Here is a 20,621-nt window from a genome sequence, read left to right as displayed (position 1 = left end):
AGCCCTTGTCGTAGGTCGAGCCGGTCGGCCGAGCAGACTCGGTGACCGCCGTACGCCTGCTGCTGGACGCGGGCGGCCTCCACGGGCACAAGTACGCGATCGACGCTCTCGTCGCCGCGATGGCCCTGCGCGCCCCGGCCCCCGTTCCGGTCCTCACCTCGCACCGGGACGACCGGTCGAAACTCTGCGGCGACCGCGTAGGCACCATCGATGTCTGAGGGGCCCTGACTACTGCCTTTACGTAGTCACCGGCACCAGTGGCACGAGCTGCACCCGACGCTGAACAGCACCGGGACCCCCCGCTCCTCCCGATCCGCCGGCCCGTGCAACCCTTCGGCGACGACGCGAGTCTCCTCTGCGCAATCGCGCGTTCGCCCGTTCTTCATCCGTCCGCAGCATCCGCTTCACGCAGAGGATCAGATGCCTTCCACTTCTCCCCGCCGTCGCGCCCTCCGCCGGACCGCCGCCGCCGCCACCGCGGCCCTGCTGGCGCTGGGTGCCGCACCCGCCGGCGCCGCGGACCCGGAAAACACCTTGGTGCTGGACGAGATCGCCGCGATCGACGGGGTGAAGCCCGGCAGCGAGTTCGGCGTGCCGGTCTCCTTCACGAACGCAGGCACCGAGACGCTCGACAAGGTCTGGATGGGGTACTCCGTCACCCGGGGTCTCAGCCACACCGAACTGCCCTCCAACTGCGTGTCCTACGAGGCCCGCGGCGGCGACGAGGTGCCGGGCCGCTCGGTCGTCGACTGCGAGTTCGACCAGACCGTGAGACCCGGTGTCGTCTACGCGCCCGAGAAGATGCCGACCCTGAAGGCACTCGACCACGCCCTGTACGACCAGGTGATCGTGTCCGTCCGCAGCGACATGCCCTGGCCGGGCGACAACACCTCCCAGCCGGTACCGGGCACCGGGCCCGCGGTGAAGCTGGTCGAGCGGCCCGACGTGCCCGCCGGGCACGACGAGGCCTATGCGACCGTGCAGGTCACCACCGAGAACACGGCCGACTTCCAGGTGACGGGTGCCCATCTGGCGGGCAAGGTCGGCGACACGGTCCCGCTGGCGGTGAAGTTCACCAACGCCGGGCCCGGCTGGGCGTTCCGGGGCATCGGCGTCCCGGTGGTCCGCGTCCGCATCAAGATGCCGGCCGGTACGTCGGTCACCAAGGCCGACGGGTTCTGCAGGAGCCTGGGGTCGGGGACGTACGAATGCGGCTCGGGCAACGCCTGGGTCAACGAGGACGGCGGGGAGACCTACGACTTCACGTTGAGGATCGACAAGGCGGTGCCGGGGGCCAAGGGCTCGGTGGCATTCGCGGGGCAGCCCTCCCGGCCCTTCGACACCGTCACATCGAACGACACCGCGGAGATCCTGCTCGACGTCGCCGGGGCGCCCACCACGGGCGGCGGCGACTCGGCGGGCGGCAGCGACTCCACCGGCGGCAGCGGCTCGACGTCCTCCACCGGCGGCTCGGGTTCCGCCGGCGGTTCCGGCTCGGCGTCCGGCTCCGGGGGCACCGCCACGGGCGGCAGCGGCTCGACGGACACCTCGGGCTCCTCCTCCACCGGCGGTGACCTGGCGAACACCGGCTCCGGTCCGGCCCTGCCCCTCGGCGCCGCCGCTGCCGCGGCCGTGGTCCTCGGCGCGGGCGCCGTCCTGGCGGTGCGCCGCCGCGCCGACCGGCGGCCTTGACGGCTCCCGCCCGTCCGCTCCCCACCCGGCGTGCCCGGTTGCCCGCGGCAACGGACGTTGTCCGCGGCCGGTCGTGCTGATGGAATCGAGCGCCGGACGGTGAGCGGAGAGGGGCAACATGCTGGAGACGATGGGTCTCACGGCCGCCGAGGCCGAGGTGTACCGGCTGCTGCTCGTCGCCGAGTCGGCGTCCGCCGAGGCGATCTCCGGACGTACCGACCTCGGCCCCCCGGCGGTCGGACGACTGCTGCTCGCGCTGGAGGCCAAGGGGCTGGTGTACGCGGTGGAGGAGAGTCCCGGCGCGTACGCGGTGATCCCGCCGGAGGTCGCCCTCGTACCCCGGCTCCAGCGCCGCGCGGAAGCCCTGGAGCAGGACCGGGCCGTGGTGCTCGGGCTGGTGGAGACCTACCGTCGCAGCGCGCGGTCCTGGGGTGCGGGGGAGGCGATCGAGGTCATCAGCGGCGCGGCCGCGCTGCGGCAGCGCCTGCGGCAGCTCCAGGACGGCGCCCGCCACGAGATGCTGTGGTTCTGCAAGGCCCGGTACGTGGCCATGCCCGCGGGCAGCAACCGCGAGGAGTACGACGCGCTGGGCCGGGGCGTGCTCTACCGCGTCCTGTACGAGCAGGCCTACTTCGACGATCCCGGCGCGGTCGACAACGTCGTCAAGGGGGTGCGGGCCGGCGAGGCCGCCCGCGCGGTGCCCCGGCTGCCGCTGCGGATGGCGGTTGCCGACCGGTCGCTGGCCGTGCTTCCGCTCTCCTCCGCCGGCACGCCCGCCGGACCCCGGGAGCTCAAGACGGCGGTGGTGCGGGAGAGCAGCCTGCTGGAGGCGCTCATCGACCTGTTCCAGCACTACTGGGAGGTCGGCGCTCCGCTGCGGGTGACCGAGGAGGGGCAGATCGGCGGTGCGGGCCCGGAGGATCCCGCGGCGCCGGTCGCGGACGACCGGCACCTGCTCTCCCTGATGGTGGCCGGCATGACCGACGAGGCGATCGCCGGGCAGCTGCGGGTGAGCAAGCGCACGGTCCAGCGGCGCATCCAGGGGCTGATGAACCTCGCGGGCGTCGCCACCCGCATGCAGCTGGGCTGGCACGCGGCCCGCCGCAACTGGCTCTGAGAGGAGGGCGGTGCCGGGCCCGCCGGACGGATCCGGGGGGCCCGGCACGCAGGCCCCGGTCACTTCAGCAGGTAGGCCTTGATCACGGTCTGCTTGAAGGAGTTGCCCGCCGCGTCCTTGACGTGGGTGCGGAGGCTGACCGAACCGGCCGAGGAGCGGCGCGGGTGATCCACGGTCACGGTGCGCTTCGTCCCGGAGCCCTTGACCTTGGCCGGGTGCCAGGTCCGGCCCTCGTCGTACGAGACCTCGGCGGTGAAGGTGCTGACGGGCGACTCGGCCGCGCCGACCGGACGCTGGATCAGCGTCGGGATGTCGAAGCGGCGTCCGGCCTCGGCCCGGTTCCACTCGTCCAGGCGGGGCGACATGAGCACGGCCAGCAGCGGCAGTGCCTGCCGGGTCGCCGTCGTCTGCGACCGGAACCGCCACTCGGACCGCAGCCTCGTGGAGATGGTGCTGGGCACGAGGTCGCGCTCCTGCTCGAACGTCGCGACGTACTCGGCCGGGGTGGCGTCGGCCGGCACCGTGGCGAAGCCCCGGTTCGTCGACACGACCTCACCGTTGCGCCGCAGCTCCCACTTCGGCCGGCTGCTGGACGTCGTTCCGGCCACCACGTCGAGGTTCCCGTTGGCGGCGTCCTGGATCGCGAACGTCATGGCGTCGCCCTCGCGGGAGGTGATCATCGCCTCGGGCGAGAAGCCCGAGCCCTGGACACCCTGGTTCCAGCGCTCCTCGAAGGTGCCGGCCTTGTAGCTGTGCAGGCGGCTGAGGAAGCTCTGCCCGTGGGCGTCCGGATCGGTGAAGAAGTTCTGCTCGAAGACGCTCTGCCAGCGCAGGTCCCCGGACGGCGAGAACCAGTCGACCCGCCGGTTCGGGAGCGGGAGTCCGTCCATCCCGTGGACCCAGCGGGCCTTGCCGAGGCTCAGCCACACACTGCGGTACGCGGTGGTGTCCGGCGCGGTGGCGGCCAGGGTCGAGTTCACCTTGGCCAGCTGCGAGGTGCGGGGGCGGTAGCCGGGGTCCGCCGGGATCGCCCCGCGCACCGGGCGGGTGAGGTAGTAGACCGAGGAGGGGTTGCCGTCGGTGCCCGCGGGATCGACCCAGATGGTGCTGACCAGGTAGGTGAACGCCGAGTCCTTGGACGTCGCCGTCGGGACGGCGTACACGTTCTCGATGCGGTCGCCGCCGACCGCGTCGTTCACGGGGGCGGAGAACAGGTTCCCGTCCAGGCCGACGGTGCCGATCTCGGCGTACCTGATGCGGGCCGAGCGGCTGGGGGCCGAGACCTCGACGGGCCTCGCCCTCCGGGCGTCCATGACGACGTCCCGGTCGGCGCTCATCACGACCTCCGGCGCGCCCACCACGGTGGCCTCGGTGTACTCGGCGTCGAAGAGGAAGCCGTTCACGGAGTAGGTCCTGCCGTCGCGCGGCACCCTCAGCTCGGTGCCGGACGTGCCGTGCAGCTCCACCTCGCGGGAGTCGCCGCCGGCCGAGCTGACGATCAGGTAGGCGTGGGCGGGGGCCTTGCCCGAGCGGTCCTTCACGGTGATGCGGAGGCTGCGCGAGGGCTGCTCGACGTCCATGCCGACCGGGACGCGCACCGAGACGGCCCGGTCGGCGGTGGCCGCGACGACCACGCCGCTGTACGCCGCGTAGGTCGTGGCGGTCTCCGGGGTCGCGGTGACGGTCACGTCCGCGGTGCCGTGGGCGGGCACGGTGACCTCGTCGGCGCCGAGCCGGAACAGGCCCTCCGGAGCGGGCTCGCCCGCGTCGCGTGAGACGTTGAGGGACAGGCCGAGGGTGACCGGCGCGCTGCCCGGGTTGCGGTAGGTGATCGTCTTCCGCACCGGCGGCCGCGGGCCGTCGGACCAGCGGATCTGCCCGAAGTCCGCCGCGGTGGTCCCGGCGGTGACCTCCTGCTCGACGGCGCGGGCGATGTCGACCCGGCCGGCGCCCTGGAAGTAGGCGCCGCGCTCCTTGCCCGCCGCCGCCGACTGCATCAGCTGGCGCTTGACCTGCTCCGGCGTCCAGTCGGGGTGCTGCTGGAAGAGGATGGCCGCGGCACCGGCGACGTGCGGGGTCGCCATCGAGGTGCCGTCCATCGCGGTGTAGCCGTCGTCGATGGTGGTGCCGCCGGCCCGCGCGGCGACGACGCCGACACCCGGGGCGACGAGGTCGGGCTTGAGGCCGAAGTCGCCCACCCGCGGGCCGACCGAGCTGAAGTGGGCGAGCTCGTCGTCGATGTCGGTGGCGCCGACGGCCAGCGCGCGGTCGGCGGAGGCGGGGGAACCGACCTTGCCGGGACCGCTGTTGCCGGCCGCGGCCACGACCAGGACGCCGTGGTCGCGGGTGACGGTCTCGACCATGGCCTCGAGGGCGTCGGTCTCCGGGGTGTCGGTGTCGCCCAGGCTGAGGCTGATCACCTTGGCGCCGCGCTCCGCGGCCCAGGCCATTCCTTCGAGGACGTCGGAGTCGTCGCAGGAGCCGCCCGCGTTGCAGACCTTGCCCGACAGGATCCGCGCACCGGGCGCGACACCCTTGAACCGGCCGTCGGAGGCCGCGCCGGAACCGGCGACGGTCGAGGTGACGTGGGTGCCGTGGCCGTGCAGGTCGTCGGTGTCCGCCTCGGTGGTGAAGTTCGCGGACTCCTCGATGAGGCCCTTGAGGTCCGGGTGGTCCGGGTCGTAGCCGGTGTCGAGCACCGCGACCTTGACGCCGTCGCCCTTGTAGCCCTTCGCCCAGGCCTGCGGCGCCCCGATGTGCGGCACCGTCCGGTCGAGCCGGACCTCGGACCGGCCGTCGAGCCAGACCCGGCGGACGCCCGCGTCGAAGGACGTGGCGCCCGCCCCGGCGGGGGCGATGCCCTTCCAGAACTCCGCGGCGTCCTCGCGGTCCTGGCCGAGGGTCGCGAAGGGGGTCCCGGGGATGGCACGCACCCCGTCGGCGCCCGCGGCGGTGAGCCGGCGTTCGGCGGTGGCCGCGTCTCCCGCGTACTGGACGATGAGCGGCAGCCCCGACCGCTCGGCGTACTTCCCCCTGGCCAGGGCCGAGACGTCGAACAGCGCCTTGTCGAGGCGGTCCGCCGCGATCAGGGGCAGCGCGTCGACGGGTATGACCGTCCAGTCGCGGCCGTGCTGACGCTTGACGAAGGTGATGTGCTCGCGGCCCGCGGCCGGTTGGACCGAGACGCTCTGCCCGCCCGACGGGGCCGTCTCCAGCGTGACGCGGTCACCGGTGATCAGGGTGACCTGCTGCCGTGCGGAGCCGGTGGCGCCGGCCGCCTCGCCCCGCACGGCCCGATCGGTCCGCTCGGTGCCCTGGGCCGCGCCGGGGGTGGCGGTCAGACCCGCCAGCACCGCGGCGAGGGCGGCGGCCGCCACGTACTGCGGCCGGGGGTGTCCGGCCCCCGGCCGCCACCTGTAGTTCATCTGTCTCATGCGGCGAGCGTGGCGCCGTCACCGGCCGCGGTCAGCACTTTCGCCTGTCGGTCAGAGGACAAGTCACCTTTGCGCCAGGTCACATGAGCCGCAAAGGCACCCAAAAGGCGATCGAGCCGCACCCCGCGCCGGGCCGTCCGGGCACGTCCGGGCGTGTCCACCTGGGCACGCGGTGTCGCGATGTGGCGCGTTCGGCAGGACACTTGGGGGCGGGCGGCTACCGAGGGGGCCAGTGGTGACGAAGCAGACGTCGCAACGGCGTACGCAACTGAGCACGTCCGACCGGGCCGAGGTGTTACGGCTGCTGGAACGCGCCGTCGCCGGTGAGCCGCAGGGCGGCCGCTCGGGCGGGACGGAGGACGCGCTGCGGCAGGCACGGGCGGCGGTCGACGAGATCGCGGCCGAGGCGGCCGCCGAGTACGCCGCGTACACCTCCGCGCTGGCGGCGGAACGCGCGGGACGCCGGTCGTCGCTGGTCACCCCGGCACTGGTGACCGCGGTCGCCGCCGTAGCCGCGTGCGTGGCGGACCTCGGCTGGGGCACCCCGACGTCCACGGCGCTCGGCGTCGGCGGCGTGGTGGCGCTCGCCGGGGCGGCCGTGACGGCCGCGCTGACGACGGGCGGCGGCGGAACCCGGCCGCAGGACCTGCGGCGGGCCTGGCTGGAGGCCGTGGAGCAGCGCGGTGTACGGCCGTTCCTGGAACGCCGGCGCGGCGCACCGGCCCCCGCCAAGGTGCCGGCGCAGCGCCGCACCGACCGCAGCGCCGCCGCGCGGGGGCGCAGCGTCCTGGAGCAGTCCTTCGGCCAGTTGCCCGCCACCGAGGGGCCGTTCGCGGGGCGCCGGGACCCGCTGCGGCAGATCGCCCAGTGGGTGCACCAGGCGCGGGTCTCCCCCGCCTCGGAGCCCGTCGTGGTCGTCCTGCACGGCGAGGCGGGTTCGGGGCGCACCACGCTCGCGGTGCGCGCCGCGCAGCAGCTCAAGGACCAGTTCCGCGGCGCTTGCGTCGTCGACCTGCGCGGCGCCGCGCCCGGGGAGCGCCCGCTGCCCGTACGGGACGCGCTGCTGCACCTGCTCAACCGGCTCGGCGCGCCCCGCGAACAGCTCCTGTTCCGCGAGCGCACCTCCCAGGAGCAGCATCTGCGGCGCCTGGCCGACCAGTACCAGAAGCACCTCACCGACGTGCCCGTCGTGATCGTCCTCGACGACGCCGCCGGGCCCGAGCAGATCCGCGCCCTGGTCCCGGAGCGCTCCGACAGCCTTGTCCTCGTCACGTCGGCCCAACCGATCGACCTCGACGTACCGGCGGCCCGCGTGTACGCGCTGCCGGTCGACCCGCTCGGGGCGGAGGCGTCGCGGGAGCTGCTGGCCGGGCTCGCGCCCGGAGCCGTCGCGGCGGCGGGCGGGGACGCCGCGACCGACGCCGTACGGCGGCTGTGCGGCGGGCTGCCGCTCGCGCTGCGCATCGCGGGCAGTTCGCTGCCCGACCGGGGCACGGAGCGGCTGGCGGCCGATCTGGCGGCGTACGGCCCGGTGGGCCCCGTCGACCGGGCGCTGGCCCTGCGCTACCACGACCAGCCCGAGCCGGCCCGCCGGCTGCTGCGCCGGCTGGCGCTCGCCGGGCGGACCAGCCTCGGTGCGGCGGCCGCCGCGGCGCTGCTGGGGGCGGAGGAGCAGGAGGCGGCCCGGCGGCTGGGCGAGCTGGCCGCGGCCGGCCTCATCGAGCACGTACGGGGCAGCCGCTACCGGCTGCACGACCTCGTACGGCGCTTCGCGCACGCGCGCCTGCTGGACGAGGAGGACCCGGCCGAGCGGGCGTCCGCCCAGGAGCGGTTGATCCGCAGCTACGCGGAGCTGGCGGACGCGGTCATCCGGCTCGTCGACGGCCGCACCTCGACCCGGGCCGACCGCTTCGGGCCGCAGGGCTTCCCCTCGCTGGACCAGGCACTGCGCTGGCTGGACGAGGAGTCCAGCTTCATCACCGCGGCTCTGCGGCACTCCGACGGAGTCGACCAGCGGGTGGTGCAGCACCTGCTGGGCGCGCTGTGCGACTACTGCCTGCTGCGCGGCGACCTGTACCGGCTCGGCGAGATCAGCGAGCTGGCCCAGGGGCACCAGCGGGAGGCCGACCAGTCGGTGCTGGTCCGCTCGGTGCAGTGGCGCACCGGCATCGCCGCCCGGCAGCTCGGCGAGCTGGACAAGGCCCGCTCCACGCTGTCGTCGGTGGTCGACCTCTACTTCGAGGCGCAGCACCCGGCGGGCGCCGCCCGTGCCCTGTGCAGCCTGGGCATCACGCTGCACCAGCAGGGCAGCCTGCGGGAGGCGGAGGGCAAACTGCGGGAGGCCCTGGAGCTGCAGGCCGGCGACGAGCTGCGGGCCGACCGGGCCTGGACGCAGCACGCGCTGGCGGCGGTGCTGCGCGACGCCGGCCGGCTGGCGGAGGCGCACGGGCTGCTGACCGAGTCGCTGGCCCTGCACCGGGAGAGCGAGAGCGTGCACGGCGAGGCCTGGGCCCACCTGCAGCTGGGCCAGCTGCTGCTGCGGCTCGGCGACGCCGAGCGCGGCGAGAGCGAGCTGCGTACCGCGGGCGAGTGCTACGCCGCGACCCGCGACCCCCGCGGCGAGGCCTGGACCGCCACCCAGCTCGGCCGTGCCCGCCTGCTGCGCGGGGACGCCGGCGCCGCCCAGCACCTGCTGCGCGACGCCCTGTCCCGCCACCGGGCGAACGAGGACGCCCGCGGCGAGGCGTGGTCGCTGTACTACCTCGGCCAGGCGCTGGAGGAGGGCGGCGAGCTGGAAGCGGCCCTGCGGGCCCTGGAGCGCTCGCGCACCATGTTCAGCCGGATGCGGGACGTCTACGGGCTGGCCTGCGCCCGCCACCACTCCGCGCGGGTCACCCGTGACCAGCGGGCGGCGCTCACCGGCAACCTGCGCAACAGCGGCTTCGCCCGCCAGCTCCTGCAGGACGCCCGCGCCGACTTCCACCGCGTCGGGGTGCCGCACGGCGAGGGCTGGTCCTGTGTGGAGCTCGCCGTCATCGACGCAGGCAACGGCCGGGTCCCGGCCGCCCTGGAACTGGCCCGGGAGGCGGAGCGGCTCTTCGCCGGGATGGACGACCGGCGCGGCCTGGCGTGGGCGCGGTTCCTGCAGTGCACGCTGCTGCCGCTGCTCTCGCGGGAGGGCGCCGAGGAGGCACGGCAGGGGCTCGCCCGGCTGACGGACGACGCGTACGAGGGCCGCGACCTGGACCTGCAGGAGTACGCGGAGGCCTACGCCCTGCTGCTGGAGCGCGGTGTGCAGCCGGGCACGCCGTGGGAGGCGTGGCGGCTGGGCATGGTGCCGTCGCGGGGTGCCCGCATGGTGATGGCCGTGCCGGTGGACCGGGCGGTGGAGGGCTGAGGGCCCGGCCCGGCATGTCGCCCGCCGGGCGCCGCGGCGCCCGCCGGGCGACAATCACGACGGGGACCGACCGCGAGAGGACGAACCATGGACCGGCTGCCCGCTGCGCTCCAGCCCATCCGCGACCGGGAGCAGGCGCTGCCGCGTGAGGCCAGCATCTACAACGAGAGCCTGGTGCGCCACACGATCACCTTCGTGTGGGAAGCGGCGGAGGACGCCGGCGACCCCCTGGCCGTGATCGTCTCCAGCGGCGCGCTCCCCGTCCCGGCCGTCGGCGGGCACGTCGCCGTGCACGACCACGACGTGCGGGTGGTCGCGGTGCGGACCTCGTACACCCGCTCCGACGACGAGGGTGTCCCGCTGCTCTTCACACGGGTCACGGTCGCCGCGCCGGAGTGAGCGCGCCGCCGGCACCCCCTCCCGGGCGGGAGGGGGTGCCGGTGTGCCTCAGCCCGTGCGGCCGGGGCCCGGGGAGCCGGCGGTGGAGGCCTTGGCCTGCTCCGACGGCTGCTCCTCGAAGTCGATCTTCCTGAACTGCTTGTTCATGTTCTTCATCAGCCACCACAGGGAGAGGCCGATGAGGGCGAAGATGACGAAGCCGAGGAGGCCGGGCGTCACCTTGTTCTCGTCCAGGTCCTTGACGGCCAGGGGGACGAGCTGGGCTGCGGCCGTGCCGAGTGTCGCGTTCACGCGCTCAATTCTCCCGGATGCCCGCGAAGAGGTCGTCCTCGGGGAGGGAGGTGTCCACCCGGGACTTCGCGAGCTCGTAGTCCTCGGTGGGCCAGACCTCCTTCTGGAGCTCCATCGGCACGTGGAACCAGGCGCCGTCGGGGTCGATCTGGGTGGCGTGGGCGAGCAGCGCCTTGTCCCGGATCTCGAAGAAGTCCGCGCACGGCACGTGCGTGGTGATGTTGCGCTCCGGCCGGTCGGCGGTCTGCCAGCGCTCCAGCCACTCGCCGTACGGGGACTCCAGCCCGCGGGCGAGCAGCGCCTCGTGCAGGGCGACGGTGCGCTGCCGGTTGAAGCCCTGGTTGTAGTAGAGCTTCAGCGGCGTCCACGGCTCGCCGGCCTCGGGGTAGCGCTCGGGGTCGCCCGCGGCGTCGAAGGCGACCATCGAGATCTTGTGGGTCATGATGTGGTCGGGGTGCGGGTAGCCGCCGTTCTCGTCGTACGTGGTGATCACGTGCGGGCGGAACTCGCGGATGAGCTTCACCAGGGTGCCCGCGGCCTCGTCCACGTCCTGGAGGGCGAAGCAGCCCCCGGGCAGCGGGGGCAGCGGGTCGCCCTCGGGGAGCCCGGAGTCGACGTAACCGAGCCAGGACTGCTGGACGCCGAGGATCTCGCGCGCCTCGTCCATCTCCTTGGCGCGGACCTCGTGGATGTGCTCCTCGATGTACGTGTCGCCCTGCAGTTTGGGATTGAGCACGGAACCGCGCTCGCCACCGGTGCAGGTGGCGACCAGGACGTCGACGCCCTCGGAGACGTACCGGGCCATGGTGGCCGCGCCCTTGCTGGACTCGTCGTCGGGGTGTGCGTGCACGGCCATCAGTCGCAGCTGCTCGGTCAAGGTCGGATCCTCAGTCATGGGTCGTAAGTAGCGGCTTCTATAGTGACCGAAGCGAGGGGCTGTTTGATTCCAAGGCGGGATTCCCCGGGCCCCGGGAGGACTGGATGATGAGCGCGGTGCGCGACGGACTGCCCGAGGGACGGTACGGGCGGGGTGCCGACGCCGACGCGCGCGCGGACCGCAGGCTGCGGCTGGTCGGCTCGGTGCTCGGCGTCGTCCTGCTGCTGTTCGTCGGCTGGATCGGCTGGGACAAGCTCACCGGGACCGAGGTCAGCGCCGAGGTGATCAAGTTCCAGGTCGTCTCCGACCAGGAGGTCCAGGTCCACATCGAGGTGCGCAAGGACGACGGGGTCACGGCGGTGTGCACCCTGCGCTCGCTCGCCGAGGACCACGGCGAGGTGGGCCGCAAGGACGTTCGCCTCAATCAGCACACCAGTCGCATCGACACCGTCGTCACCATTCGCACCACGAGTCGCGGGACTTCCGCGGAACTGGTCGGCTGCCAACCCGCCGCCTGATCCGACCTGCCCGGCCATTCACCTCTTGACCTGGGCCGATGACTTCCTGATGATTTTCCTCTCGCCGATTGTCGGGGGGAATTGTTACGCTCGTGGTTTCGCCCTCCCGCGAAGACGCATCTTTTTGGGTAGGGCGTTCATTTGTAAGCAAGCGAGTTCGAGTTCGACGAGGAGCACCTGTGACCCAGACCAGCGAGAACGTCACCTGGCTGACCCAGGAGGCGTACGACCAGCTCAAGGCCGAGCTGGAGCACCTGTCTGGTCCTGCACGCGCCGAGATCGTCGCCAAGATCGAGGAAGCCCGCCAGGAAGGCGATCTCAAGGAGAACGCCGGCTACCACGCGGCGCGCGAGGACCAGGGCAAGCTGGAACTCCGGATCCGCCAGCTGACGCAGCTCCTGCAGCACGCCAAGGTGGGCGAGGCCCCGGCGGACAACGGTGTGGTCGCGCCCGGCATGGTCGTGACGATCGCCTTCGACGGCGACCCGGACGACACCCTGACGTTCCTGCTCGGCTCCCGTGAATACGTCTCCTCCGAGCTGGAGACCTACTCGCCGCAGTCCCCGCTCGGCTCGGGCGTGAACGGCAAGAAGGTCGGCGAGGACGCCACGTACGAGCTCCCGAACGGCAGGAAGGCCTCGGTGAAGATCCTCGACGCCAAGCCGCACAGCGGCTGACGCGCCCCGAGAACACGGACGAGCCCCCGGCCGGAAGGCCGGGGGCTCGTCGCGTGCCGCGGGCGGGCGCCCGCGGGCCGCCGTCAGGCCGTCGCCGAACGGTACTTGCGCACCGCGAGGGTGCGGAAGACCAGGATGATGACGACCGACCACAGCACCGAGGCGAGCGCCGGGTGCTGCATCGGCCAGACGTCCGGGGTCTGGTAGCCGGGCGGGAGGTTGCCGAACAGCTCCCGGCAGGCCAGCACGGTGGCGCTGAACGGGTTCCATTCGGCGATGTGCCGCAGCCAGGGGGTCATCTGGTTGGAGTCCACGAAGGCGTTCGAGATGAACGTCAGCGGGAACAGCCAGATCAGGCCGCCGGAGGTGGCCGCCTCCGGGGTACGGACGGACAGGCCGATCAGGGCGCCGATCCAGGAGAAGGCGTAGCCGAGCAGGAGCAGCAGGCCGAAGGCGGCCAGCGCCTTGGGCAGACCCTCGTGGATGCGCCAGCCGACGAGCACCGCGACGATCGCGAGCACGACGACGGTGAGGGCCGTCTGCACCAGGTCCGCCAGGGTGCGGCCGGTGAGCACCGCGCCGCGGGCCATGGGCAGCGACCGGAAGCGGTCGATGAGGCCCTTGTGCATGTCGTCCGCGATGCCCGCGCCGGCGCCCGCGGTGGCGAAGGTCACGGTCTGGGCGAAGATGCCCGCCATCAGGAACTCGCGGTAGAGCGCGGGGCTGGTGGAGCCGCCGACGTTCATGGAACCGCCGAAGACGTAGCTGAACAGCACCACAAACATGATCGGCTGCACGAGGCCGAAGATCACGACCTCGGGGATGCGCAGCATGCGGATCAGGTTGCGCCGGGCGACCACCAGCGAGTCGCGGACGGACTGCACGAGCGGGTTGGAGGTGCGCGGCGCGCTGGTGGGGACCGCGTCGGTCACCGTGGTCACTGGGACTCCTCTTCCTTCTCCTCGGCGGCGTGGCCGGTGAGGGACATGAACACGTCGTCGAGCGTGGGCCGGCGCAGACCGATGTCGTCGATCTCGATGCCGCGGGTGTCGAGCTCGCGGATGACCTCGGCGAGCAGCTTGGCGCCGCCCGCGACCGGAACGGTGATCCGCCGGGTGTGGTTGTCCACGGCGGCCTCGCCCTTGCCGAAGCCGCCCAGCACCTCGGTGGCGGTCACCAGGTGGTCGCGGTCGTGGACGACGACCTCGACCCGCTCGCCGCCGGTCCGGGCCTTGAGCTCGTCCGAGGTGCCGCGGGCGATGACCTTGCCGTGGTCGATCACACAGATGTCGTGGGCGAGGTGGTCGGCCTCCTCCAGGTACTGCGTGGTGAGCAGCAGCGTCGTGCCGCCGGCGACCAGGTCCTGGATGACCTCCCACAGCGCGAGGCGGTTGCGGGGGTCGAGGCCGGTGGTCGGCTCGTCCATGAACATCACCGGCGGCCTGACGACCAGCGCGGCCGCCAGGTCGAGCCGGCGCCGCATGCCTCCGGAGTACGTCTTGGCCGTGCGGTCGGCGGCCTCGGCGAGGTTGAAGCGCTCGAGCAGCTCCGTCGCGCGGGCCTTCGCGTCCCGGGCGCTCATCTGGTAGAGCTGGCCGACCATCTGCAGGTTCTCGCGGCCGGTGAGGTACTCGTCGACCGCGGCGAACTGGCCGGACAGGCCGATCTGCCGGCGCACCTCGTTGGGGTGCTTCAGCACGTCTATGCCGGCCACGACCGCCTTGCCGCTGTCGGGCTGCAGCAGGGTGGTCAGGACGCGCACGGCGGTCGTCTTCCCGGCCCCGTTGGGGCCGAGGAGGCCCAGGACGGTCCCCTCAGGGACGTCCAGGTCCACTCCGTCCAGTGCCCGTACGTCGCCGAAGGTCTTCACCAGACCTTCGGCATGGATGGCGCCTGGCATGCGATGTCTCCGATTCGGGGCTTGGGTGCATGGGGACTGTTGGGCGCACGGCAGCGCACCACGATGTGTCGCGAGCATCCCAGACGCGATATATCGCGTCAAGCGGATTATCCGCTCTCCGCCCTCACGCGCCGTCCCGCGTCCACGACACCCGACTCCACCATGCCGCACGCCACTGACAATCCGGCCCGAACGGCCTCAGAGCAGCACGTACCCCGCCGTCCGCAGCGCCTCCGCCACGGCGGACCGGTGCTCGGGGCCGCGGGTCTCCAGGTGCAGCTCGACCTCGGCCTCCGTCAGCCCCAACCGAGGATCCGTGCGGACGTGCGCGATGTCCAGCACGTTTGCGTCACTCGCGGAAAGGATCTCCAGCAGCGCCGCCAGCGCCCCCGGCCGGTCCGTGAGCCGCAGCCGGAAGGACATGTAGCGCCCGGCGGCCGCCATGCCGTGCCGCAGGGTGCGCTCCATCAGCAGCGGGTCGACGTTGCCGCCGGACAGCACGGCGACCACCGGCCCGTCGAAGGACTCCGGCCGCGACAGCAGCGCCGCCACCGGGCTCGCCCCGGCCGGCTCGACCACCAGCTTCGCCCGCTCCAGGCACAGCAGCAGCGCGCTCGACAGCTCGTCCTCGGTGACGGTGCGCACCTCGTCCACCAGGTCACGGACGATCGCGAACGGCACTTCCCCCGGGCAGCCCACCTTGATCCCGTCCGCCATGGTCGCCACCGAGTCCAGCGCCACCGGCCGCCCCGCCGCCAGCGACGGGGGGTACGCGGCCGCGCCCGCCGCCTGCACCCCGACGACCCGCACCTCCGGACGCACCGACTTCACCGCCACCGCCACACCGGCCGCGAGCCCGCCGCCGCCCATCCCCACGACGACCGTGCGCACCTCCGGGCACTGGTCCAGGATCTCCAAACCCACCGTGCCCTGCCCGGCGACGATGTCCGGGTGGTCGAAGGGGTGGATGAAGACCGCACCCGTCTCCTGCGCGTACTCCTGGGCGGCGCGCAGCGTCTCGTCGAAGACGTGCCCGTGCAACCTCACCTCGGCCCCGTACTCACGGGTCGCCGCGACCTTCGGCAGCGGGGCGCCGGACGGCATGAACACGGTGGAGCGCACCCCGAGCAGCGACGCGGCAAGCGCCACGCCCTGCGCGTGGTTGCCGGCGCTCGCCGCGACCACGCCCGCCGCACGCTCCTCCTGCCGCAGACCGGCGATCCGCACATAGGCGCCGCGCACCTTGAACGAGCCCGTGCGCTGCAGGTTCTCGCACTTCAGATGCACCGGCGAGGCCACCAGACGGGACAGGTACCGGCTGCCCTCCATGGGCGTCACGCGCGCCACACCCGACAGCATCTTGTGCGCGCCGCGCACATCGTCGATGGTGACCGGACACGGCCGTGCGACCACCGTCGCGCGGGCCGTACGACGTGCCTGACTTGCGGGGCTTTCCATGGTCCCCAGTCTTGCAGCAGCGGCCGGCGCCCGGACGGACCGAGGAGTTTTCCGCGGCGGGGTCCCGGGGTGACGCTCTCCGCGTACTCTTCTCCCAACCTTCGCAGGACCGACAGAACGCGAGCTTCCGGCCATGCCCATTCCCCCCTCGGAGATCACGACCGACCTCCTGGAGCGCCTGCAGCACGAGGTGGCACTCTTCGCCCGCCGCGCGGAACAGACGCGCCTCGGTGGCGTCGGCAAGGCCCGCAACTCCATGGACCGGGCCGCGTACCTGCTGCTCCACCGCCTGGACAACGAGGGCCCGATGGGAGTGAAGGCGCTCGCGGAGGGCATGGGCATCGACTCCTCCACCGTGACGCGGCAGGTCGCCCCGCTCGTCGACAGCGGACTGGTCAAGCGCACCTCCCACCCCGAGGACGGGCGGGCGGTCGTGCTCGCGCTCTCCCCGCGCGGACGTTCGCGCCTGGAGGAGGTCCGCAGCTCGCGGCAGCGGCTCATGGAGGTCGTCACCGAGGACTGGACGCCCGAGGAGCGCGAGTCCTTCACCGACCTCCTCGGCCGGTTCAACTCCGCGCTGGCGCAGTACCACTCGTCCGTCACGCAGGGAGACGAGCAGAACTCTTGACCTGAGGTCGCCGTCTGCCGTCCCATGTCGCTGTGGGAGAGCGCCGGGAGGCAGCGGAGCGCGTGCGCGAGGCCGAGTTCGAGGCCTTCGCGGCGGGCGCGGCAGGGCGGTTGCTGCATGTCGCCGTCCTGCTCACGGGGGACCGGACGGAGGGGGCCGAACTGCTGTGCGCCGCACTGTCGCGCACCCACGCGGACTGGTTCCGGATGCGCGGCGAGGACCCGTACGCCTACACCCGTGCCGAGATGGTCCGCCGCTTCGCCCACCGGCCCCGCTGGCGGCGCCCCCGCGGCGGGGTGCTCGGGCCGCTCAACGTGCGGGAGCGCCTGGTGATCGTGCTGCGGCTGTACGAGGGCGTCGCCGAGGAGCAGGCCGCCGCGCAGCTCGGCATGCCGTCGGAACGCGTACGGACGATCACCCTGCGGGCCACCGCGGTCCTGCGCAGCCGGCCCGCCCGCGGCGGTGCGGCCCCCCGGGTGCGGGAGGCCGCCTCGTGAGCCCGTACGACCGCAAGGAGGACGAGGTCCGCCGGCTGCTCGACGGGCCGCACCCCGGCGTCCCCGTGGACCTCGCCCCGCGCGCGGCGGAGCGCGGCCGCCGCGTCCTGGCCCGGCGCCGCGTGGTGCACGCCGTGCTCTGGGCGCTGCTCGTCGTGGGGGTCGTCGTCGCGATCGTCCTCGCGGTGCGGTGGTGGCCGGCGGCGCAGCCGCTCGACACGACCCCGGGTGACTGGTGACCCGGCCCGGGGTCGTTTCTGCGGGCCGGTTGTCGTGTGCGGGTCGTTTGCGCCTGCGGCGGGCGGTTTCCCGCCGCCCGCCCGTGGCCCCGGTCGGTCAGTGCGGGTCTCGCATCGTGTGCCTGGGTCGGGGCCGCGCCGGCGCACGTCCTCAGCGCTCGCGGATTCGCCGGGCCATTGCATCACGGCATCACCGCTCGTCGCTTCCGGGCGCACCCCGCCACACCCCCTCCCGTTGAGTGGGCGCATGACGGCCGGAGGAGGGTGAGGAGGGCACCTGCGGCAACCCGGTTCGTCTTCCCACCCCCACCGGGCGTTGGTCGCCCACACAGCGGGAGGGGGTGTGCAGGGGTGCGCCCGGAAGCGACGAGCGGCGGACCCGGGACGGATCATTCCGGCGGATCCGCGAGCGCTGAGGACGTGCGCCGGCGCGGCCCCGACCCCATAGACGAACAGAGCGCAGACCCGCACCAACCGTCCCGGGGCCACGGGCGGGCGGCGGGGAAAAACCCCAACCGCAACCACAAACGACCCGCACCCCGGGGACGCGGCGCTACGCGCCGAGCGCTTGGCGGAGGTCCTCCAGGAGGTCGTCGACGGACTCGATGCCCACGGACAGCCGCACCAGATCCGCCGGCACCTCCAGCGCGGAGCCCGCGACCGACGCGTGCGTCATGCGGCCCGGGTGCTCGATGAGGGACTCCACGCCGCCGAGGGACTCGCCCAGCGTGAAGAGCCGTGCCCGGTTGCAGACCTCGACCGCCGCCTCCTCGCCGCCCGCGACGCGGAAGGAGACCATGCCGCCGAACCGCTTCATCTGCTTGGCCGCGACGTCGTGCCCCGCGTGCTCGGGCAGCCCGGGGTAGAAGACCTGGGTGACCTTCGGGTGCAGCGACAGCAGCTCCGCGACGCGGGCCGCGTTCTCGCTGTGCCGGTCCATGCGGACCGCGAGCGTCTTGATGCCCCGCATCACCAGCCACGCGTCGAAGGGGCCGGCGACCGCGCCCATCGCGTTCTGGTGGTAGGCCAGTTCCTCGCCGAGCGCCGCGTCGGCGGCGACCAGCGCGCCGCCGACCACGTCCGAGTGCCCGCCCATGTACTTGGTGGTGGAGTGCACGACGACGTCGGCGCCGAGCGCCAGCGGCTGCTGCAGGTAGGGGCTGGCGAAGGTGTTGTCGACGACGAGCCGGGCGTCCGCGCCGCGCGCGATGTCCGCGAGGGCGGCGATGTCGGTGATCCCGAGCAGCGGGTTGCTGGGCGTCTCGACCCAGATCAGCCTGGTCTCCGGCCGCAGCGCGGCCCGGACCGACGCCGGGTCGGAGGTGTCGGCGACCGACCACTGCACGCCCCAGCGCTCGACGACCTTCGCGAAGAGCCGGAAGGTGCCGCCGTACGCGTCGTTGGGGATGACGACGTGGTCGCCGGGCTTCAGGACCGTGCGCAGCAGGCAGTCCTCGGCGGCAAGGCCGGACGCGAACGCCAGGCCGCGGCGGCCGCCCTCGAGCGCCGCGAGGTTCTCCTCCAGCGCGGTGCGGGTGGGGTTGGCGGAGCGGCTGTACTCGTAGCCGCCGCGCAGGCCGCCGACCCCGTCCTGCTTGTACGTGGAGACCTGGTAGATCGGCGTGACCACGGCCCCGGTCTGGGCGTCGGCCGGCTGACCCGCGTGGATCGCGAGGGTCTCGAAGTTCTGGTGCTGCTGCTCGCTCATACCGCCGAGCGTAGTGCGCGCCGCGGGGCGGGACGTGCCGGCCGGGCCCGCGTAGGCTTGCTCATCATGGAATTCCTGTGGGTGCTGTACGGCGTTCTGCTGATCTCCGCGATCGTGCTGGTGCCCCGCATGCTGCGCAACCGCGGCGTGCGGGCGGTCGCCGCGGTCGATCCCGCCCGGTACGGCTTCGTGCCGCGGGAGGACATCGACATCCGGCTGCCGGGGCCGGACGACGAGCTGACGCAGGCGCTGGGCGTGACCCAGCGCACCCAGGACTGGCGTGCGGTCGCCGCCCTCCTCAAGGGCACCCCGGCGGAGGGCGAGCTCCGCTGGCAGCGGGTGCAGACCCTGGCGGGCGCCGCGGCGGTCGAGCTGGCGCAGTCCCCCGGCACGGGCGCGGCCTGGCTGCGCACCTGGCGGGTCGAGGAGCCGAAGGACGCCGGCGGGGCGGCCGTCCACGCGGCGTTCCTGGTGCAGCGGGCCCGGCGCGAGCCGGCCGGCTCCCCGGACGTGCCGATGATCCTGGAGGAGGCCCGCACGGTCGCCGACGAGGCCGCGCTGCTCGCGCCGGGCGACCCCGTGCCGTACGTCGTCGCGCTCGCCGCGGACGGGGACTTCGCCACCGCCTGGGAGAAGATCGCCGCCCGCGCCCCCCACCACATGGGCGCGCACCTGGCCGCCCTCGCCCGCCTCCCGGAGGACGCCGCGCGCGACTTCGCCGAGCGGGCCGCCTCCTCCGCGCCCGAGGGCAGCCTGCTGCCGGCGCTGCCGCTCTTCGAGGTCTTCGCGCATCTGCCGGACGTCATCCTCGTGAGCAGCTTCTACGAGAGCGAGGTCGTCTCGCGCGCCATCGGCGGCGCCCTCTACGCCACCGAGCACGCCTCCCCCTCCGACCCGGTGCTGCCCGTGGTGCGGCACCTGCTGGCCGCCTTCCTGCTGCGCGCGGAGCGCTTCCCGGAGGCGGTCGAGCAGTTCCGCGCCGTCGACGGCTACGCGGGCGCGGTTCCCTGGGCCCACGACGCGGACCCGGCCGCCGCGTACGCCGCCCACCGGGCGCAGGCGCTCGCGGGCCTGGAGTGGAGCTCCGTACGCGGGCGGACCCGTTGACGCCGCGGCTGCCCACCCGCGAGGAGGCGATACCGGGCCGTGCCGCACCCCTGTACACGGTGCCCGTCCGGCACACGGTGCTCGGCCGGCCCCTCACCGGCCCCTACCCGGCCGACCTGGAGGTCGCCGACTTCGCACTGGGCTGCTTCTGGGGCGCCGAGCGGGTGTTCTGGCGGACGCCCGGCGTGTGGACGACGCTCGTCGGCTACGCGGGCGGGTACACGGAGAACCCGACGTACGAGGAGGTCTGCAGCGGCCTCACCGGCCACGCCGAGGTCGTGCGCGTCGTCTTCGACCCGGCGCTGATCACGTACGCGGAACTGCTGAAGGTGTTCTGGGAGGCCCACGACCCCACCCAGGGCCACCGCCAGGGCAACGACATCGGCACCCAGTACCGCTCCGCGGTCTACACCCACTCCCCCGAGCAGTCCGCCACCGCCCTCGCCTCCCGCGACGCCTACCAGTCCGCCCTGCGCGCCACCGGCCACGGCACCATCACCACGGCGGTCGTCCCCGCGGGCCCCTTCCACCCTGCCGAGGCGTACCACCAGCAGTACCTGGACAAGAACCCCGGCGGCTACTGCGGCATCGAGGGCACGGGCGTCTCCTGCCCGGTCGGCATCGCGAAGGCCGATGGCTGAGCCCCTTCCGCCGGTCCCGGTCCGCGCCGGGAAATTCAATT

Annotated in this window: 18 protein-coding genes and 1 pseudogene; 12 read left to right on the top strand and 7 right to left on the bottom strand. The window is 73.4% G+C overall.

The window, feature by feature from the left end; genetic code table 11:
* Positions 1–14: 14 nt before the first annotated feature.
* From ACFW3D_RS01100 to ACFW3D_RS01090, 3 genes and pseudogenes are all read left to right on the top strand, one after another.
* Positions 15–218, top strand: a pseudogene (locus ACFW3D_RS01100) (DNA-binding protein); the annotation flags it as partial.
* A gap of 202 nt (positions 219–420) precedes the next feature.
* Positions 421–1,692 carry a hypothetical protein gene (locus ACFW3D_RS01095; protein ID WP_500499911.1) on the top strand — a complete coding sequence of 424 codons (1,272 nt, stop codon included), beginning with the start codon at positions 421–423 and terminating at the stop codon, positions 1,690–1,692.
* Positions 1,693–1,810: 118 nt separating this feature from the next.
* A complete protein-coding gene (locus ACFW3D_RS01090; protein ID WP_500499909.1) occupies positions 1,811–2,809 on the top strand; it encodes a helix-turn-helix domain-containing protein in 999 nt (332 codons plus the stop codon).
* Positions 2,810–2,868: 59 nt separating this feature from the next.
* Here the strand turns inward: ACFW3D_RS01090 and ACFW3D_RS01085 are convergent, their stop codons facing one another.
* Positions 2,869–6,243 carry a S8 family peptidase gene (locus ACFW3D_RS01085; protein WP_500499907.1) on the bottom strand — a complete coding sequence of 1,125 codons (3,375 nt, stop codon included), beginning with the start codon at positions 6,241–6,243 and terminating at the stop codon, positions 2,869–2,871.
* 232 nt (positions 6,244–6,475) lie between these two features.
* On the opposite strand from ACFW3D_RS01085, the gene ACFW3D_RS01080 reads away from it, so the two are divergent.
* Both ACFW3D_RS01080 and ACFW3D_RS01075 read left to right on the top strand, forming a co-directional pair.
* A complete protein-coding gene (locus ACFW3D_RS01080) occupies positions 6,476–9,640 on the top strand; it encodes a tetratricopeptide repeat protein (RefSeq protein WP_500499905.1) in 3,165 nt (1,054 codons plus the stop codon).
* Between the two features lie 87 nt (positions 9,641–9,727).
* Positions 9,728–10,039, top strand: a complete 312-nt coding sequence (locus tag ACFW3D_RS01075) for a hypothetical protein (RefSeq protein ID WP_500499902.1) — start codon at positions 9,728–9,730, stop codon at positions 10,037–10,039.
* Positions 10,040–10,087: 48 nt separating this feature from the next.
* On the opposite strand, the gene ACFW3D_RS01070 is transcribed toward ACFW3D_RS01075, so the two are convergent.
* Positions 10,088–10,330: a hypothetical protein gene (locus ACFW3D_RS01070; protein ID WP_500499899.1), complete on the bottom strand. Its 243-nt coding sequence runs from the start codon at positions 10,328–10,330 to the stop codon at positions 10,088–10,090.
* Between the two features lie 4 nt (positions 10,331–10,334).
* A complete protein-coding gene (gene mca / locus ACFW3D_RS01065) occupies positions 10,335–11,207 on the bottom strand; it encodes a mycothiol conjugate amidase Mca (protein ID WP_500500166.1) in 873 nt (290 codons plus the stop codon).
* Between the two features lie 107 nt (positions 11,208–11,314).
* On the opposite strand from mca, the gene ACFW3D_RS01060 reads away from it, so the two are divergent.
* Together ACFW3D_RS01060 and greA are read left to right on the top strand one after the other, a co-directional pair.
* Positions 11,315–11,725, top strand: a complete 411-nt coding sequence (locus ACFW3D_RS01060) for a DUF4307 domain-containing protein (RefSeq protein WP_500500164.1) — start codon at positions 11,315–11,317, stop codon at positions 11,723–11,725.
* Positions 11,726–11,904: 179 nt separating this feature from the next.
* The gene (gene greA / locus ACFW3D_RS01055) at positions 11,905–12,402 is read left to right on the top strand and encodes a transcription elongation factor GreA (protein WP_500499897.1); all 498 of its coding nucleotides are present in this window, start codon (positions 11,905–11,907) and stop codon (positions 12,400–12,402) included.
* Between the two features lie 83 nt (positions 12,403–12,485).
* On the opposite strand, the gene ACFW3D_RS01050 is transcribed toward greA, so the two are convergent.
* The 3 genes from ACFW3D_RS01050 to ilvA form a co-directional block, all read right to left on the bottom strand.
* Positions 12,486–13,343, bottom strand: coding sequence for an ABC transporter permease (locus ACFW3D_RS01050; protein ID WP_500499894.1), 858 nt, complete (start codon positions 13,341–13,343; stop codon positions 12,486–12,488).
* Positions 13,340–14,302, bottom strand: coding sequence for an ATP-binding cassette domain-containing protein (locus ACFW3D_RS01045; RefSeq protein WP_500499892.1), 963 nt, complete (start codon positions 14,300–14,302; stop codon positions 13,340–13,342). Before ACFW3D_RS01045 ends, ACFW3D_RS01050 begins: the two co-directional genes overlap by 4 nt.
* A 198-nt stretch (positions 14,303–14,500) precedes the next feature.
* Positions 14,501–15,661 (bottom strand): threonine ammonia-lyase, encoded by a 1,161-nt coding sequence (ilvA, locus tag ACFW3D_RS01040; protein ID WP_500500161.1) that lies wholly within the window; start codon positions 15,659–15,661, stop codon positions 14,501–14,503.
* A 232-nt stretch (positions 15,662–15,893) separates the two neighbouring features.
* On the opposite strand from ilvA, the gene ACFW3D_RS01035 reads away from it, so the two are divergent.
* The 3 genes from ACFW3D_RS01035 to ACFW3D_RS01025 are packed head-to-tail and all read left to right on the top strand — an operon-like array spanning position 15,894 to position 17,124.
* A complete protein-coding gene (locus ACFW3D_RS01035; RefSeq protein ID WP_089224297.1) occupies positions 15,894–16,388 on the top strand; it encodes a MarR family winged helix-turn-helix transcriptional regulator in 495 nt (164 codons plus the stop codon).
* A 32-nt stretch (positions 16,389–16,420) separates the two neighbouring features.
* Entirely contained in the window at positions 16,421–16,885 is a 465-nt protein-coding gene (locus ACFW3D_RS01030) for a sigma factor-like helix-turn-helix DNA-binding protein (RefSeq protein WP_500499890.1), read from the top strand.
* A complete protein-coding gene (locus ACFW3D_RS01025) occupies positions 16,882–17,124 on the top strand; it encodes a hypothetical protein (RefSeq protein WP_500499888.1) in 243 nt (80 codons plus the stop codon). Before ACFW3D_RS01030 ends, ACFW3D_RS01025 begins: the two co-directional genes overlap by 4 nt.
* Positions 17,125–17,677: 553 nt before the next feature.
* Here the strand turns inward: ACFW3D_RS01025 and ACFW3D_RS01020 are convergent.
* Positions 17,678–18,832 carry a cystathionine gamma-synthase gene (locus ACFW3D_RS01020; protein WP_500499885.1) on the bottom strand — a complete coding sequence of 385 codons (1,155 nt, stop codon included), beginning with the start codon at positions 18,830–18,832 and terminating at the stop codon, positions 17,678–17,680.
* A 66-nt stretch (positions 18,833–18,898) separates the two neighbouring features.
* On the opposite strand from ACFW3D_RS01020, the gene ACFW3D_RS01015 reads away from it, so the two are divergent.
* Complete coding sequence (locus ACFW3D_RS01015; protein ID WP_500499883.1) at positions 18,899–19,939, top strand: hypothetical protein; 1,041 nt, start codon at positions 18,899–18,901, stop codon at positions 19,937–19,939.
* The gene (gene msrA, locus ACFW3D_RS01010; RefSeq protein ID WP_500499880.1) at positions 19,936–20,580 is read left to right on the top strand and encodes a peptide-methionine (S)-S-oxide reductase MsrA; all 645 of its coding nucleotides are present in this window, start codon (positions 19,936–19,938) and stop codon (positions 20,578–20,580) included. Before ACFW3D_RS01015 ends, msrA begins: the two co-directional genes overlap by 4 nt.
* Positions 20,581–20,621 lie beyond the last annotated feature (41 nt).

Origin of the sequence: Streptomyces sp. NPDC058864, assembly GCF_042742985.1 — a bacterium.
Classification (GTDB): Bacteria; Actinomycetota; Actinomycetes; order Streptomycetales; family Streptomycetaceae; genus Actinacidiphila.
Note: the sequence above shows the minus strand (reverse complement) of the source record. Positions and strands in the feature narration are given on the sequence as shown.